The sequence below is a fragment of the Vibrio sp. SG41-7 genome (assembly GCF_014164465.1).
Taxonomy (GTDB): Bacteria; Pseudomonadota; Gammaproteobacteria; order Enterobacterales; family Vibrionaceae; genus Vibrio; species Vibrio splendidus.
Genome location: NZ_JACJFF010000111.1, coordinates 1 through 16,295, shown reverse-complemented (window position 1 = coordinate 16,295; position 16,295 = coordinate 1). Strand labels below are relative to the sequence as shown.

Annotated in this window: 15 protein-coding genes and 1 pseudogene; 13 read left to right on the top strand and 3 right to left on the bottom strand. The window is 46.6% G+C overall.

All coding sequences use genetic code 11. The annotated features are described in order from the left end of the window. Positions 1-1,147: SEL1-like repeat protein (locus H5300_RS28360; RefSeq protein WP_182796778.1), on the top strand; the 1,147-nt coding region annotated here is incomplete at its 5' end. A gap of 338 nt (positions 1,148-1,485) precedes the next feature. Here the strand turns inward: H5300_RS28360 and mpaA are convergent. After that, positions 1,486-2,196, bottom strand: coding sequence for a murein tripeptide amidase MpaA (gene mpaA, locus H5300_RS21015; RefSeq protein WP_017083098.1), 711 nt, complete (start codon positions 2,194-2,196; stop codon positions 1,486-1,488). A 173-nt stretch (positions 2,197-2,369) separates the two neighbouring features. Between mpaA and H5300_RS21010 the strand changes: the two genes are divergently transcribed. The 11 genes and pseudogenes from H5300_RS21010 (at position 2,370) to H5300_RS20965 (ending at position 12,619) form a co-directional block, all read left to right on the top strand. Further along, positions 2,370-3,995: an ABC transporter substrate-binding protein gene (locus H5300_RS21010; RefSeq protein ID WP_017083099.1), complete on the top strand. Its 1,626-nt coding sequence runs from the start codon at positions 2,370-2,372 to the stop codon at positions 3,993-3,995. Positions 3,996-4,167: 172 nt separating this feature from the next. Continuing rightward, the gene (locus H5300_RS21005) at positions 4,168-5,052 is read left to right on the top strand and encodes a LysR substrate-binding domain-containing protein (RefSeq protein WP_054541489.1); all 885 of its coding nucleotides are present in this window, start codon (positions 4,168-4,170) and stop codon (positions 5,050-5,052) included. A 102-nt stretch (positions 5,053-5,154) separates the two neighbouring features. Continuing rightward, the gene (locus H5300_RS21000; protein WP_017074494.1) at positions 5,155-6,039 is read left to right on the top strand and encodes a carbohydrate ABC transporter permease; all 885 of its coding nucleotides are present in this window, start codon (positions 5,155-5,157) and stop codon (positions 6,037-6,039) included. Positions 6,040-6,062: 23 nt separating this feature from the next. After that, on the top strand, positions 6,063-7,010 hold the full coding sequence (locus tag H5300_RS20995) for a carbohydrate ABC transporter permease (protein WP_017083101.1): 948 nt from the start codon (positions 6,063-6,065) through the stop codon (positions 7,008-7,010). A gap of 6 nt (positions 7,011-7,016) precedes the next feature. Next, positions 7,017-8,297, top strand: a complete 1,281-nt coding sequence (locus H5300_RS20990; protein ID WP_017083102.1) for an extracellular solute-binding protein — start codon at positions 7,017-7,019, stop codon at positions 8,295-8,297. 104 nt (positions 8,298-8,401) lie between these two features. Continuing rightward, positions 8,402-9,913 (top strand): CehA/McbA family metallohydrolase, encoded by a 1,512-nt coding sequence (locus tag H5300_RS20985; protein ID WP_108196587.1) that lies wholly within the window; start codon positions 8,402-8,404, stop codon positions 9,911-9,913. After that, positions 9,903-10,637, top strand: coding sequence for an HAD family hydrolase (locus tag H5300_RS20980; RefSeq protein WP_182796779.1), 735 nt, complete (start codon positions 9,903-9,905; stop codon positions 10,635-10,637). The genes H5300_RS20985 and H5300_RS20980 overlap by 11 nt, the downstream gene beginning before the upstream one ends. A gap of 57 nt (positions 10,638-10,694) precedes the next feature. Then, a complete protein-coding gene (locus tag H5300_RS20975; RefSeq protein WP_017083105.1) occupies positions 10,695-11,825 on the top strand; it encodes an ABC transporter ATP-binding protein in 1,131 nt (376 codons plus the stop codon). Positions 11,826-12,099: 274 nt separating this feature from the next. Then, a pseudogene (locus H5300_RS28505) lies at positions 12,100-12,231 on the top strand (LacI family DNA-binding transcriptional regulator); the annotation flags it as partial. A gap of 47 nt (positions 12,232-12,278) precedes the next feature. Beyond that, positions 12,279-12,473, top strand: coding sequence for a hypothetical protein (locus H5300_RS20970; RefSeq protein WP_017092239.1), 195 nt, complete (start codon positions 12,279-12,281; stop codon positions 12,471-12,473). Further along, a complete protein-coding gene (locus H5300_RS20965) occupies positions 12,470-12,619 on the top strand; it encodes a hypothetical protein (protein ID WP_017083106.1) in 150 nt (49 codons plus the stop codon). The genes H5300_RS20970 and H5300_RS20965 overlap by 4 nt, the downstream gene beginning before the upstream one ends. A 93-nt stretch (positions 12,620-12,712) precedes the next feature. Here the strand turns inward: H5300_RS20965 and H5300_RS20960 are convergent, their stop codons facing one another. Then, the gene (locus H5300_RS20960; protein WP_029224469.1) at positions 12,713-13,453 is read right to left on the bottom strand and encodes an amino acid ABC transporter permease; all 741 of its coding nucleotides are present in this window, start codon (positions 13,451-13,453) and stop codon (positions 12,713-12,715) included. A 124-nt stretch (positions 13,454-13,577) separates the two neighbouring features. Between H5300_RS20960 and H5300_RS20955 the strand changes: the two genes are divergently transcribed. Beyond that, a complete protein-coding gene (locus H5300_RS20955) occupies positions 13,578-14,354 on the top strand; it encodes a transporter substrate-binding domain-containing protein (RefSeq protein WP_017083108.1) in 777 nt (258 codons plus the stop codon). Positions 14,355-14,833: 479 nt separating this feature from the next. Here the strand turns inward: H5300_RS20955 and H5300_RS20950 are convergent, their stop codons facing one another. Beyond that, positions 14,834-16,168, bottom strand: coding sequence for a fructose-specific PTS transporter subunit EIIC (locus tag H5300_RS20950; RefSeq protein WP_182796777.1), 1,335 nt, complete (start codon positions 16,166-16,168; stop codon positions 14,834-14,836). Positions 16,169-16,295 lie beyond the last annotated feature (127 nt).

Genomic DNA, 16,295 nt, shown 5'->3' with positions numbered 1-16,295 from the left:
TTCTCAAAATGATAGAGAGGCGGTGTCGTGGTATAGAAAGGCGGCAGAGCAGGGTGATGCGGATGATCAATACAATCTTGGATGGATGTACGCCGAGGGTGTGGGTGTATTTCAAGATTATGAAGAAGCGGTGTTGTGGTTTAGAAAGGCCGCTGAGCAAGGGCATGCGCTAGCTCAAAACAATCTAGGCAGCATGTACGTAGAAGGTCGAGGTGTCTCTCAAAATTATGAAGAAGCAGTATCTTGGTATAGAAAAGCCACTGAGCAAGGACTTGCGCTAGCTCAAAACAATCTAGGCGTTATGCACGAAAAAGGCCGAGGTGTTTCTCAGGATTATAAAGAAGCGGTGTCTTGGTATAAAAAGGCTGTCGAGCAAGGATATGCGCTAGCTCAAAACAATCTAGGCGTTATGTACGGAGAAGGCCGAGGTGTTTCCCGAGATGATAAAGAAGCGGTGTTTTGGTATAAAAAGGCCGCTGAGCAGGGGGTTGTAGATGCTCAACATAACCTTGGAATGTCTTACGAGCAAGGTGCGGGTGTTTCTCAAGACGATAAAGAAGCGGTGTATTGGTATGAAAAGGCTGCAGAGCAGGGGCATGCGAGATCTCAAAACCATTTAGGGTGGATGTACGATGAAGGCATCGGTGTTTCTCAAGATGATAAAGAGGCGGTGTCTTGGTACGGAAAGGCCGCTAAGCAAGGACTTGCGACAGCTCAAAACAATCTAGGCGTTATGTACGCAGAAGGTCGAGGTGTTTCTCAGGACTATAAAGAGGCGGTGTCTTGGTATAGAAAGGCCATGGAGCAGGGTGATGTAGATGCTCAAAACAATCTAGGTGTTATGTACGCAAAGGGCACCGGTGTTTCTCGAGATGAAAAAAAAGCGGTGTCTTTGTACACAAAGGCAGCTCAGCAAGGACTTGCGACAGCTCAATACAATCTTGGATCAATGTACGCAGAAGGTAAAGGTGTGGCTAAAAACGATAAAACATCTTACATGTGGTTAAAATTAGCTCAATATAATGGCAAGGAAGGGATGCAAAACGACTTCGATATAATGACTAAAAGAATGACATTAATCGATGTCAATGAGGCGAAAAAAAGAGCTAAAATATGTTTGGAATCTGATTACATTCGATGTGATTAAATACAACCTTCATGCAACGTCAATAGTTGATTGAACTTAACTGCACTTAATCCGCACCGAGATTTAGACATATGACAGGCTCCCGATAGGGAGCCGTTTTTACACTACAAAGTCAATTCGAAGGGTGAATTTCTTCTAGCTCCACCGCTAAAGGCTTTTTACTCAATAATAGTGGTTTGAGCGGAACCGCATTTAGTCGGCATCTAAACCAACCTTTTATTAGTGCGATTTTACGCATAGCTCTCGCTCTCCAATACTCACTTTTTCATACCTTAGTTATCCACGAATTGCTAATTTAGAGTAAGCCCTGAGACACTTTTGTCCAAAAACGAGTTTGTCTACCCCACCCCCTCACACCCCAAAACAGCCACAAACGCCTCCAAATATTGCTCGATAGTTAGATCCGCAGAAACAGGCGGTAACTCTACGGTAATACACGGTAGGTTTCTTTCTTGGCACCAAGTGCCGAATGAGCCTGGGGTTTCGTAATCCACGTCTTCGACGAGCGGTAGGTTGAATTGCTTGCTTAGCCAAGTGGCAAGTTCCGATTGGGTTGGGTCATCGACCATGGCGAGTGGTTCGTGGAAAGAGATGACGAACTTGGGTTGGCGCTGCTTAATGAGGTTGATGAGTGACTGCACTTCAGGTTCAAGTTGATCGGCTTGGCCGGTTTTAACTTTTACATCTCTGACTGGGGTGTGAGAACTCCAGCGGTAGACGGTGCCGTTTTCTGTCCAGTTTTGTGTCGGAAAGGCGCGGTTGAGATCGACTTGGTTTGCGTTGGCGCGAGTGCCTAGTTGATTGCCGTCTGGGTTCATCGATAAGATCACATCGTGTCTCAAGTTGGCAGCAGGTAAGCTTCTTAGCGCACAAGACAAACCTGCGATAGACGCGGTTTCATCACCGTGTGTGCCCGCTAAAATCAGCCCGCGAGATTCGCTTTCTATTTGCGCGGGGAAATAGAGCAAAGGCGCACCCAACACTGATTTTCCATATGACAGCGGCTTTATTGAAAACGCAACTCTTTCCGTTCTTGGAATTAAACTCACCTTAATCTCCTGATTGATCAAGTACTATCAAGTATTCACTATTGGCTATATTACTCATTAACTAAGTCCATTAGATGAACCCCTTTAAATAAACCATAGCGTCAAAACTCGTCAACCGTCGCATTGTTAATTTTATTACTTGCTTCAAAGATAGGCTAGGAGAGCAAACAAACATGGATTTTAAAAAACATTCAACGGCTTTACTCATTTCATCTTTATTGACCCCTTTTATATCAGTGACTGCCGTTGCTGAAACCTTACCTGCTGGTGTTTCACTGGCAAAAGACCAGCACTTAGTTCGCGCCAATGATGCGGAAGCAGCGACGCTTGACCCTGCGAAAGCGGAAGGCCTACCGGAAATGCACATTCTACGCGACCTATTTGAGGGTTTAGTGATCCAAGATCGCGATGGCAACATCACCCCAGGTGTCGCGGAGTCTTGGGAAACGGAAGACAACCAGACGTTTGTATTCCATCTGCGTAAAGACGCGAAATGGTCGAATGGTGATCCGGTGACGGCCGATGATTTCGTGTACGCGATAAGACGCGCGGTCGACCCGAAACTGGCTTCGCCAAACGTGTGGTATCTCAAGCTCACCAGAATCAACAACATTGCTGACGTGGCAGAAGGTAAGAAGCCCGTTGAAGATCTCGGTATCTCCGCTGTCGATAAACACACGGTGAAGTTCGAGCTCGATAGCAAGGTACCTTACTTTGTGGCAATGACAGGCCATACATCGATGATGCCTGTTCATAAGGCAACGCTAGAAAACAGCGATAAGCCGTGGAGTGACCCTAAGCAGTTCGTGGGTAATGGTGCGTTTGTATTGGACGAGTGGGTGATTAACGAACGCATCGAACTGAAGAAGAATCCTAACTATTGGGACAGTTTAGATACCAATCTAACCCAAGTGACTTACATTCCGTTCGAAAACCAAAACGCTTCGATTAACCGTTATGCGGTGGGTGAGGTGGATATCACGTCTGATGTGCCGACACACATGGCGCAGCAGCTTAAAACCAAATACCAAGATGCGTTTACCGCGGTGCCTCTGCTATGTACTTACTACTATGCATTCAATACTACACGTCCTCCATTTGATGACGCGCGAGTGCGTAAAGCGGTGTCTTATTCGATGATGCGTGATGTGATCACCAATGGCGTCACTCAGGTGGGTAACCTACCGGCTTATACCTTTGCTCATGAGTACACGGCTGGTTTTGATGCGACTCAGCCTGAATACAGCACATGGACTCAAAAGGAGCGTGACCAAAAGGCGAAAGAGCTGTTGAAAGAAGCGGGCTACGATGCGGCTAACCCATTGGACTTCAAATTGCTCTACAACACCAGTGAGTCGAACAAGTCGATCGCTGTGGCGATCGCTTCCATGCTCAAGGGCAACCTAGGTGCGCAAGTTGAGCTAGAAAACCAAGAGTGGAAGTCTTACTTAGTATCACGTCGCCAAGGTGATTTTGATGTGATGCGTGCTTCTTGGTGTGGTGATTATAATGAAGCATCGACCTTCTTGAGCTTATTGCGTTCTGAGTCTTCGGGTAACTTTGCCCGTTACAACAACGATAAATACGACTCTGCAATGGACAGCGCACTGTCAGCAACCAACGAGCAAGATCGCCAAGGATTCTATGATCAAGCGGAGCAGTTACTGGCTGAAGATATGCCTATCGCGCCAATCTACTACTACATGCAGGCTCGCCTAGTGCGACCAAGTGTTGGTGGCTTTGCGAAGAACAACGTGGAAGGGCGTATCTATTCTAAGGACCTCTATATCAAAGAATAGATAGGCCAAATGCGAGTTCAGGCCTAACGCATAGATATAAGAGATAGAAGAAAAGGGACGGTGATCATAAATATCTGATCAACGTCCCTTCGTCATTAATCTGTAACGGTAACCGCAAAAAACTGAAACCTGATTGAAGTATTTTTCACTTTTATTTCAATCAGGTGAAGCCATGTTACCCCCTCTACGTGCTCTTGTTGCGTTCGAAGCTGTTGCTCGTCTTGGTTCCATTGGCGCGGCTGCCCGAGAGCTTTGTGTCACGCAAGCGGCGGTTAGCCAACAGCTCAAAAGTTTAGAAACCTTCCTCGATACCACCTTGTTTGAACGCAGCTCTAAAGGCGCAAAGCTGACGTCAGCTGCTCAGCATTATCAACCGATTGTGGCAGGTTCACTTGCTCACCTTAAATTGCAGACTCAGATCTTGTTCGGTGAAAAAGAAACCGACGTGTTGAGCCTGCGCGTAAACCACACCTTTTGTCATAACTGGCTGTTACCTCGCCTGCCATCCTTCTATAAGAAATACCCTTTTATCAGGCTCGATATTCAGCTGGTGGACTGGCCATCAACCAACCCTTGTCAGAATGTCGATATCGAACTGACTAACGGCAAGGTCGAAAGCGAAGACACCCATTGTGAGCGACTGTTTCAAGAACACTGGCAGTTGGTGTGCAGCCCTCAATTCAAATCTGAGCATCAAGAATTACTCAGTAAGCATGACTTTGCTGCTCTGCCGACGGTTCAGGTGAAAGGCTACCGAGAGAACTGGCTGCAATGGCTTGGCCACAACCAATTCGAGATGACATTACCTAAGGTTCTGCTCGAAGTGAGTAACTCTCTGCATGCCTTAGAAGCAGTTAAACATGGCATTGGAATGTTGCTAGTGCGTTCGCTCGCGGTGTCTGAACTACTCAAGAAAGAAGACCTGGTATTGGCAAGCGAATCCTCGATGCCTGCCGAATCTGCTCACTATTTGATTACTAAACACAGTCGCAGCGCCAAGGTGAATTTCTTCTGTGATTGGCTTTATCACCAGATGGAAGACGGTGAACTGGAGTAAAGATTTTCTTATGGATAGCCATAAAAAAAATGAAGGGCGCTCTTACTAACCTGTCATAAAAAACACTTAGTTTAACCGCATACAAATAAGGACGAGGTCACCATGAGTGCTTTCTCACAACCAATGAAAAACCGCTTAAAGGTACTGTTATTTACCGCACCGTTGTTGGTGCCACTGTTTACTTTTTGGCTCGTACCATTTGGTTATTCAATTTATATCAGCTTCACCGATTGGGATTACATCTCGCCAGATTATTCGTTCATCGGTTTAGAAAATTACGAGTACATGGTTGAGGACTATGAGTTCATTCAAGCAGTACTCAACACGTTTTGGTTCTCTGTCGGAGTGGTGATTCCAACCATCATTCTTGGGCTTGTGTTTGCGATGTTGTTGCACAAAAACTTCAAGGGCAGCCAGTTCTATCGTGCGGTGATCTTCTCTCCTTGGATCACGCCAACGGTCGCGGTGTCGATTGTGTGGTCTTGGGTGTTCGAGACGAAGTCAGGCTTGGCCAACCACTTATTAGAGTCGGCAGGGTTTAGCGCAATTCCATGGTTAGAGAACGGAAACACAGCCTTGATTGCGGTGATTATCGTGACGGTTTGGCAGGCGATTGGTTGGACGATGCTGTTTTACATCAGTGCGCTCAACAAGATTCCTGAGTCTCTGTACGAAGCCTCTTTGATCGATGGTTGCAGCAGCTTAACGCGCTTTTTGAAGATAACGCTGCCGCTGATTTCCCCAACTACATTCTTCTTGGTGGTGGTCAACATTATTACGGCAATGCAGGCATTCGATCAGTTCCAGATATTAACGCAAGGCGGCCCAGGCGGAGAGACTCGTACTTTGTTGTACTTGTTCTACCAACAAGCGTTTGAGCGTTACGAAATGGGACCTGCGGCCGCTACATCGTTAGTGATATTCCTGATTACTGGATTGTTGGCACTTATTAATACCTACATCGGCAAGCGCTGGGTGTACTACTAGTCGATTTTTGAAAGGACAGAATTATGACCACGCAAGTATTGGATGCCAATCAAGTCTTAAATCAAAGAGCGGCTGAATCTAAAGTCACAGCCCAAACGAAAGCGGCCAAATCAGAGATTGCGTCAAAGAAAAGCTCAGTCGATCGCCGTTCGTTTATCGCACTGGCTAAGCACCTTTTCTTAGCGACCTGCGGAACCATTATGGTGTTCCCGTTCTTATGGATGCTGTCAGGCTCGCTGAAAACCAATGATGAGATTTTTGCTAGTCCGCTGAACTTGATTCCAGAGCAGTTTCGTTGGGAAACGTTTGTCGAAACCTTTCACAGTGCGCCGTTTGGCTTGTACATCTTCAACAGTTTTAGTGTGGCTTTGTTCACGACCCTGTTGGTGATTGTGAACTCGGCGATGTTTGCATACGCATTAACGCAGCTGAAGTTTCGCTCGAAGACGGTGCTCTATTTTATCGTGATGGGCTGTTACATGCTGCCGGGCGCAGTGACTTACATCCCGTCTTACATCACCTTGGCAAAACTGGGTTTGTTGGATTCACACATGGGCTTAGTGGCGTCGAACGCGGCGTCAGTTTTCGGTGTGTTTTATCTACGCCAAGTGTTTATCAAGGTGCATCCGTCGCTGATTGAAGCGGCACGAATTGATGGTGCAGGTGAGCTCAAAATCTTATGGGCAATCATCTTACCGCAATGCCGAGCAGCAGTCGCAACACTGTTCCTCATCACTTTTATTACCAATTACAACAGCTACATGTGGCCGAGTCTGGTTATCACCACTCAGGATCTTAACCTGATTGCGACCGGGATTCGTCACTACTTTATTGCCGAAGGTAACTATGGATTGAACTGGTCGCAAATCATGGCGGCGAGCACCATTGCAGTATTGCCTTTGTTAATTCTATTCGTCATTTGTCAAAAGACGATTCTTTCAGGTATCGCCGATAACGGCGTAAAAGAGTAAACGGAAATGAAATTAAAAACTCTCGCACTAGTGTGTGCTGGCGCAGCAAGCGCGTCTATGTTCTCTAGCAGTGTTCTTGCCGCAACCGAAGTTAACTTTTGGTATTCCGGTGGTACTAAGCCACAGCAAATGATGACTAAGCTCATCGAAGAGTTCAACGCGAGCCAAGATGAGTATGTGGTGAAGCCAGCATTGCAAGGTAACTACACAGAAACCTACCAGAAACTGCAAGCTGGTTTAGCGTCTAAAACTGCACCTGAACTTGTGCTGCTAGATTCAGGTCGTGCGGAAGCAATGCATGGACGTGGTTTAAGCCGTGACTTAACGCCGTTCATGGATGAAGAGTTTAACTTCTCTGATTTCATTGGTGCGTTTAAAGACCAAGTGACCGCAGACGATGGCACCATCATCGGCTTGCCTGCTTACGGCACTACTCAAGTGTTTTACTACAACAAGCAAGTATTGGCAGATAACGGCTTTACCGAGCAAGACTTAAACACATGGCAAGGCGTGGCTAAGGTCGCTGAAAAAGTTACGCAGCGTGATGAGAAAGGCAAAGTGACGTTTTACGGTTGGGAGCCGATGTGGGGCCAAGACAACATGATTGACGCGGCTTTCTCTAACGGAGCGAAGATCATCAGTGATGACGGCAAAACCGTACTCATCGACTCGGCTGAATGGGTTGAGGTGTGGGACAGCTTCCGTAAGTGGATCCACGATGATCAAATCATGCGTATTCACTACGGTGGTCAAGGCTGGGAATACTGGTACAAAACCATTGATGACGTGATGAAAGACAACGCACTGGGTTACACCGGTTCATCGGGCGACCAAGGTGATTTGGACTTCACTAAGCTTTCGGCAACCACACAGCCAGGTTGGGGTTCAAACCCTTCTGCGCCACAAGCGGGTGCGTTGGTTTACGTAATGCCAAAAGGCACAGACGAAGCAGCAGCAAAAGGTGCATTCGAGTTTGTTGAGTTCTACACCAATGCGAAGAACACGGCAGCATGGTCAATGTTCACAGGTTACATCCCAGTGCGTAACAGCGTTTCAGAAGTTCCAGAGTATCAAGCGTTCACTAAAGATAACCCACAAGCTCTGATTCCGTTGAAGCAAGCGAACACGGCGACCAAAGATTTCCTTGACCCTACCAACGGTAAGATCATGGATGCGCTGAAGGTAGCAGCAGACCAGATTCAAATCCAAAACGTGCCTGCGGATAAAGCGCTAAAACAAGCGGCTAAGAAAGCACAACGTGCACTAGACAGAGCGAATCGTTCTTAATCTGTAAAGTGGTTAACACTATCTTTGCATGCATAAAGGCCCATCTATTCGGGTGGGCCTCTTTTTGACCCAGTCCTTCAATTAGGACGAATTTGGTGAAGACAATGACCCAATTTCAAGGTGAGCTGCCGTTTGGCAGAGTACGTATCCCCTTTGATGTACCAGCAGGTTCTCACTGCGTAACCATTACTGGTACGACGGTGAAAAAAGGATTCTTATACGCGGCAGCCTACGATGCCAACCAAGCGTTTCGTGGCAAGGTGTTGTTTGAAAAGGCGCACAAGTCACTCACTATTCAACCGCAAAATTCTGGCCTAGGCGCGATTGATGGCGCAATTCCATCGGGCAAGTGGTTCTTAGAACTTTACAATCTTGAAGGTGAGTTTCGTACCGAGCGTGCGATGCAGTATCAAGTCGATGTGCTTTGCTCTGATGAGTTAGTTAATCATTCTAATGACCTAGGTACTGACGGAATTGAGAGTGAGCTAGAACTGAACCCAACGGTGACAAGTGACCACGATATCGAGTTCGATTACAGCCATATGTTGAGTTCTGATTCTCGTTGGTATCGTGGTGATTTACACGCTCACACTCAGCTTTCTGATGGTCACAATACCTTAGCCGCGGCTAAAGATATTGTGGAATTACAAGGGCTCGATTTCTTTTTCTTCACTGAGCACAACATCTGCCAGCCTAAGCTGCCTGTTTCTAACCAGTGTTTATTTCTACCTGCGTTAGAAGTCACAACCGATCTCGGGCACTTCAATGTGCATGGACCGGTTAAGTCTTTGGATCTCAGAAACGTTGAACACAGCAGCCAAGCGACCATGGAAGCTGGATTGAGCTTAGCTAGAAGTGGGCACAATGGCGGACACAGCTCCCTTGGCATTAATCACCCGATGATGAAGCCGTGGCATTGGCATTACGATCAAGTGGATCTCAGCCAAGTGTCTACGTTTGAAGTGTGTTGTGACCCAACTTGGTCGACCTCGCCGAAAGCGACCGAAGAGGCGTTATTGGCTCTCAATGAAATGTGGAATTGTGGTCAGCGCATTACGGCGATTGGCGGCAGTGATTCACACCTTGAGCCCCATGAACGTAACCCTAAATCGGATGAGCCTTCTATTTATGGTGACCCATCAACCTTCGTTTACAGCCATGGCTTGAGCGGCGAAGGGATCTTGTCTGGTCTGCGTAATGGGCAAGTTTACCTAGAGCGACGTTGCGGCTTGAAGTTTGACATCAACTTAGGTGATTTGCTGCCGGGTAACGATTCTCAAGGGCAGGCGCTTAGTTATCGTATCGCAGTCACCGATTCAGAAAACCCTTACTACGCGGAATGCGTGGTGGATGGCGAGATTGTCGATCGAATCGGTTTGAGTGATGAGCTGCAAAGTATCCATATTGATGAAGGGTACCGTTGGTGCCGTGTCGATATTCGTCGTGGAGACCTTCCATTCTCAACAGGAGCGAACAGCACTCAATCTTCATCTATTAATAATGAATTTGAAGGCTGCATCAATGCCGTATTCGACGGCAAACAACCAGAATTTAACCAACCCCTAGTGCGTACTTGGGGAGAACTAATGGAGCGAATGAGCCGTGATGAAGTTTAAGGCGATGTTATTTGATAAAGACGGCACATTGTTAGAGTTCCACAAGATGTGGCTTAACGTTTCTCGTGGTGCTTGTGAGTGTGTGAAATCTTACAGTGACCAGCACCAAGGTAATCAAACTGTCACAGCTGCTGAGTTACTCTTGGCCATCGGTGTTGAAGGTGATGTGGTTGATAACTATGGATTATTAGCTTCAAACCCAGTGGAAGATACCGCGATAGCGTGGTTCAACATGCTGCAACCGAATGTCTCGCTCGCTGAATTCACCAAGGTGACCAAAGCGGCTTTCAATGACGAAGTCGAAGAGAACCCAAGCTGGATTGAAGCCCTACCGGGTGTGACTGAAAAGCTCGGTCTGTTTAAGCAGCAAGGCATGATTTTAGGCATCGCAACCGCAGATACCAAAGACTCAACCATCTACACGCTAGAGCAATCTGGCTTGAGCGAGATGTTCGATTATGTCGGATATTCCGATGGCGATATCGAACCTAAACCTGCGCCCGCACTGCTCAATGCATTCTGCGAACAGTGCGGCATTGAGCCTCATGAGGTGATCATGTTTGGTGACACGGTTTCGGATATGGAATTTGGCCGTAATGCAGGCGCAAGCAATGTTGGCGTGCTGACAGGTACTGCGCAACACAGCGAATTAGAACCAGTAGCGGATCTGGTTATCGCATCGGTTGCCCATTTTGAGCTCAATCAACTGCAAGAACGTGGCTAAAACGTTTAACGACAGATCCCAAAGATAGTATTTAACGAATTGATTTAAGGACAGGTTATGGCTGAAGTCACACTGAGAGGGGTAGAGAAAACCTACCCAAATGGTTTTAAGGCCGTGCATGGTGTCGATCTCAATATTCGCGAAGGCGAGTTTATGGTGTTTGTTGGGCCGTCTGGCTGCGCAAAATCCACGACACTTCGTATGATTGCGGGTCTTGAAGATATCTCAGAAGGCGATGTCTACATTGGCGATAAACGTGTAAATGAGCTGCCACCCAAAGATCGCGGTATCTCTATGGTGTTTCAGAACTACGCGCTTTATCCGCATATGTCGGTGTACGACAACATGGCTTTTGGTCTGAAACAACAGAAGCTGCCAAAGCACGAAATCAATGAACGTATTGAAGATGCAGCTAAGACTCTGGATATCGAACACCTGTTGAACAACAAGCCGGGTGAAATGTCTGGCGGACAAAGGCAGCGTGTGGCTTTAGGTCGAGCGATGGTGCGTAAGCCGGATGTGTTCTTGTTTGATGAACCTTTATCTAACTTGGATGCAAAGCTGCGTGTTTCAACGCGAGTTAGCATTGCGCAGCTGCACAACAACCTGAAACAAGAAGGGCAGAATGCCACCATGATCTACGTGACACACGATCAGGTGGAAGCCATGACCCTTGGCGACCGCATCTGCGTGTTGAATCAAGGTGAGATCATGCAGGTCGATACGCCAATGAATCTTTATCAGTACCCAGCTAATAAGTTTGTTGCAGGCTTTATTGGTTCGCCAGCGATGAACCTTATCAAGGTCAGAGTAGACGAGATCGACGGCGTAATGAATGTAGTATCAGAAAGTGGCGCACGTTGGACGCTACCTCAAGACAAGCAAGCTATCGCTCGAGAGAAAGTCGGTGAGTGGCTGTGGTTTGGCGTCCGTCCTGAGCACATTCAGCTGGCTAATCACGATGCGCCTTTGTCGGAGGTTAATACTCAAACGCACAAGCTTGATGTGGTCGAGTCGATGGGCAATGAGTTGTATCTCTACTTCAAACTTGGAGCAGACAAGCTGGTGGCACGAGTGCCTTTTGATGCTGACCGAATGGCGGAAAGTGGGCAAGAGACAATGCTTCATTTCAATACCTCACAATGTCATTTGTTTGAACTAGAGACAGAAGAAGTTCTAACTGAATAAGTCGATGTGTCGAATAGTCAAAACAAAGAAATCCCCGCTCAGATGAGAGTGGGGATTTTTATTACAGGGGGGAGTATCACCAGGAGTTTGGATTGATTTGGTTGTTCAATTTAGATGAATACATCGTCACCTTGCCAGAAGAGCCCATCGCTAGTGCTAAGCCCTTAACAACGACGTTTGGCTGAGTTTGTACAAGGCCAAATACTTAAAAATCACACGCTGCAATGGGAGTGAACAAAATTTAAAGCGCTTTAAATAACTTTGAAAAAAAACGATGACGACTCTAGCACAAGTATCAAAACACCTCGGACTATCAATGGCGACGGTAAGCCGAGCGATTAATGGTTACCCAGAGGTTAATGCAAAAACTAAGGCTCGCGTATTAGCAGCGGCTGAGGAACTTGGTTACCGACCAAATTCCGCGGCGCAACGACTGGCGAACGGTAAGTCTAAATGGTTGGTATTATGCTGCAATCTCCCGATGAATTGTTCTGTGTGCCAACATTCTTACAAGAGCTCTCTTCCATTAGCCAACAACTTGGTGAATCAGGCTACTACCTGCTCATCAACTCATCCATCAACGGTGACAGCGTCCAGAACCTCAATAACTTTGTATCCCACTCGCTCACTTGGCAATCCATTGGTTGATTGCTCAAAAAGAGGTTGGCCCTGTGATTGCCGGTGCCCACACGGTGCAGCAAGTACAAGAAAACGCGAAGTTCGTTAACTCCGAAGTCACTCAAGCGCTGTTATACGAAGCTGAGTCTATTGTTGCTAAATGGCAATTTGATTAAAGGCGAACGCATGTTCAATCCTTTTTTTCATCGGGCCTGTGCTCGAGGCTTTTTTGTTGGAGATAGCTGAACGATCTTGAGGGTTAGCACCATTTAATGGCTCGGAATCGCAATCCTTTTTTCTAGCCAACGAACCGCTTGCGATACCACCAAAATAAGAACAAGGTACTCCAAAACCAGAAACGTATAGATCTCTAAAGGTAAATATTCGTTCACCACCAGCTCATTGGCTCGCCTTGTTAAATCACTCAAACCAATCACACTCACTAGCGAGCTCATCTTGAGGATATAAATAAACTGATTGCCCAAGGGAGGCAGTATTTGACGGAATGCCTGCGGTAGGATAACCAATCGCATTTTTTGCCAATAGGTCAATCCCAAGGATTCGGCCGCTTCATGTTGCCCACGATTAATCGCTTGAATCCCCCCACGGAACACTTCCGCCATAAAGGCGCTCTCGGCAATGGTCAATGCGATTACCCCTGCCCAGAAGTGGTTCAAAGAGACATCGAGTAATGTCGGCATTCCGTAATACACCCACAATAGCAATACCAGCACAGGGAGAGAACGAATCACCTCTACGTAAAGTCGATTAATTCCCTTGAGTACTGGTGAGCTTGAAAGCGCAGGAAAGGCGACCAATAGACCGAGAGCCATGGCAAAAAACATACTCAACAACGAAACCTGAATAGTCTCGCTAAAACCAGCCATCAAAAACTGAATATTAGTTCGTCCCTGCTCCGTCGACGGGTCGAGTACATACCATCCCCATTGATAATCTGAACATCCTGTCAGAAACAGCAGAGAAACTAGCGATAAGTGACGATAGTTCACATTTACTCCCAAAAACTCCATTTGTTATTGCCATGTTAACAACCAAATCTGTTTAATGGTTAATAATTAAAAATAATATCTACATTCATCACTCAGAAATCAGCATTCTTTAAAGGAATAAAAAATGAAAAAAAGCTTAATCGCATTAGGTATGTGCCTGCTTGCTTTTACACAAATCGCACATGCCCAAAGTCGTTTGCAGGAGATACTGGAGGCGGGAGTTCTTCGCGTTGGTACAACGGGGGATTGGAACCCAATGACAATGAAGGATCCTGCAACCAACAGCTACCGCGGTTTTGATATCGATGTCACGACTGAGTTGGCTAAAGACCTAGGCGTAAAAGTGGAATACGTCGCAACAGACTGGAAAACCTTGGTGAATGGCATCACGGCCAACAAATACGACGTGACTGGCAGCGCATCGCTCAACATGTCTCGAGCAAAAGTCGCTGGGTACAGCCAACCTTACTTCTATCTGGCTTTTGTCCCTGTCGTGCAAAAGAAAGACATAGAGAAGTTCTCCGATTGGAGTGACTTTGACAAAGCAGAAATCAAAGTTGCCGCCACGCTCGGCACAGTACAAGAAAAAATGGTGAAGGACTTCTTCCCATTGGCACAACACATCGTGATTGAAGCGCCGGCACGGGATTTCCAAGAGCTTTTAGCTCGCCGCGCTGATGTCTCCGTGACTTCAAACGTAGAGGCTGCAACCTTAGTAGAGAAGTTTAAACAACTCGCGATTGTTCCGGTGAAAGATCCACGTAAACCAACTCCAATTGCGATGCTACTACCACAAGATGATCAAGTTTGGATTAACTACATTAATCACTGGGTTGAACTGAAAAAGACGCAAGGTTTCTTTAAGCAAACCGCTGAGAAGTGGGGACTGAAGAGCATGTAGCACCACGATTCACTCATCAACCAGAGCCGCGATTAGCGGCTCTTTTTCATCAACAAGCACTTAAGATATTTCAGCCCACACGCGCCGAAACGTAACCTCATCTATAAAACCCTAAACAAATTATTCAGGCTCTCCGATTTATTCTGAAAAAGATAAAAAATCGGAGAATAACGATGAATGAAATAACACGATTATCAGCAGTTGTTGCGCTTGCCCTAAGCAGTGGGTATGCGATATCTCGTATGACATGAGTTAAAAGGTAAATCTGTGATATTACGAAGTAACATAACGTTTTGACATCTCAGTCACGGAATTATTTTTATGGTGAAGATAGAGAGAAAATTCAGTTTGAACAGAAACTATACTGACTGATTAAATTGATTCTAGATTGATGAAAAGAACATCAAAGCGATATTTGAGAAGAAAATAGAGCCCTTAGGGGGAAGGGCTCTTGAGTTAGGAGCTTGCTTTAATTTGGGTTACGCGACCACTAACGTCGCTGCTTTCTTCATTGCTTCCTTGGTTGAGCATTCAATCACGTTCGCGTTAGCAAAGCGGTGAGCGTCTTTCACTTGAATATCGTGTGCCAAGATAACCAGCCTTGCGTTCGCTACATCTAGGTCGGTGATGCGGTTCTGAATACCGTTTTGACCTTGTGTTTCTACCTTAATCTTAAGGCCTGCTGCTAAGCCTGCTTTTTCTAGTGCTTTCGCTGCCATGAAGGTGTGTGCAACACCAGAAGGGCAACATGTTACGGCTACGATATCGTATTCGCCTTCGCCTGCTACAGGAGCTGTTTGAGCTTGTACTGGTGCTTCAACCATGTCTTCTTCGGTTTCAACCGCGACTGGTTTCCAGAAACCAACGATAACCGCTGTTGTCAGTGAACCTAGTGCAATACCAACTACGTACATTGGAATGTTGCTTGATACTGGTGCAGTGATTAGGCCGCCCCAAGGTGCGTGCAGTAGAACGTCTGTCATGAAGCCGAATACACAGCCCACGATACCACCGGCAACGATTGAAGGAAGTACGCGCATTGGGTCGTTCGCTGCGAATGGGATAGCACCTTCAGAGATACCGATAGAACCCATAATTGCTGCTGCTTTACCTGCTTCTTGCTCTTGTTTAGAGAACTTGTTTTTGAATAGGAAAGTCGCCAGAGCCATACCTAGAGGTGGAGTACAAATCGCGATGCCTACGCCGCCCATTAGCCAAGGTTGCGTGTCTACTTGAGTTTGAGCAAATAGGGTCGCTACTTTGTTGATAGGTCCGCCCATATCAAACGCCGTCATACCACCAAGGATTGTGCCCAGAACCATCTTAGACGCGCCAGCCATTGAAGCTAGGAACTCGTTCATTGAAGACATGAACAGTTTGATTGGCTCACCGATACCCCACAGTACGATACCTGCAGAGATTAATGTGCCTAGAAGCGGGTAGATGAAGTAAGCACCGAGCGCGGTCATATTGGTAGACAGCGGGATCTTCTTAAGTTGAAGCACCACGCCACCTGCGATGAAGCCAGCCACGATACAGCCAAGGAAGCCGCCGCCCATGTCAGCCATGATGCCAGAAGAGATCATCGCTGGCGCTAGTGCTGGTTTATCTGCAATTGAGTAACCAATAAAGCCGCCAAGAATGATTGGGAAAAGAACAAGGCCCTTGATACCGATATTAGAGATGTCTGCCAGCAAACCGTCGGCTGGAACCGCACCTTTGCCTGATGCCATGACCGCTAAAGCCAACAGAACACCACCGGCTACGATGAAAGGCAGCATGTGTGAGGTTCCGAAAAGCAGGTGACCTTTCATGGTACTAAGGGCGCGAATATACTTTGTTAATCTGATGTAAAAAGAACTTTTTCCCTGTAATCTTTATTCCATGCGGCTTGGTTCATCTTTCTTGGTACAGACAAGTTACCCTCTGATTTTCTAAATA

Excerpts from the sequence above, each read along its gene's own strand:
- H5300_RS21010 (WP_017083099.1), top strand. The coding sequence starts at position 2,370 with ATGGATTTTAAAAAACATTCAACGGCTTTACTCATTTCATCTTTATTG.
- H5300_RS21005 (WP_054541489.1), top strand. The coding sequence starts at position 4,168 with ATGTTACCCCCTCTACGTGCTCTTGTTGCGTTCGAAGCTGTTGCTCGT.
- H5300_RS21000 (WP_017074494.1), top strand. The coding sequence starts at position 5,155 with ATGAGTGCTTTCTCACAACCAATGAAAAACCGCTTAAAGGTACTGTTA.
- H5300_RS20995 (WP_017083101.1), top strand. The coding sequence starts at position 6,063 with ATGACCACGCAAGTATTGGATGCCAATCAAGTCTTAAATCAAAGAGCG.
- H5300_RS20990 (WP_017083102.1), top strand. The coding sequence starts at position 7,017 with ATGAAATTAAAAACTCTCGCACTAGTGTGTGCTGGCGCAGCAAGCGCG.
- H5300_RS20985 (WP_108196587.1), top strand. The coding sequence starts at position 8,402 with ATGACCCAATTTCAAGGTGAGCTGCCGTTTGGCAGAGTACGTATCCCC.
- H5300_RS20980 (WP_182796779.1), top strand. The coding sequence starts at position 9,903 with ATGAAGTTTAAGGCGATGTTATTTGATAAAGACGGCACATTGTTAGAG.
- H5300_RS20975 (WP_017083105.1), top strand. The coding sequence starts at position 10,695 with ATGGCTGAAGTCACACTGAGAGGGGTAGAGAAAACCTACCCAAATGGT.
- H5300_RS20970 (WP_017092239.1), top strand. The coding sequence starts at position 12,279 with ATGGTTGGTATTATGCTGCAATCTCCCGATGAATTGTTCTGTGTGCCA.
- H5300_RS20955 (WP_017083108.1), top strand. The coding sequence starts at position 13,578 with ATGAAAAAAAGCTTAATCGCATTAGGTATGTGCCTGCTTGCTTTTACA.
- H5300_RS20950 (WP_182796777.1), bottom strand. The coding sequence starts at position 16,168 with ATGAAAGGTCACCTGCTTTTCGGAACCTCACACATGCTGCCTTTCATC.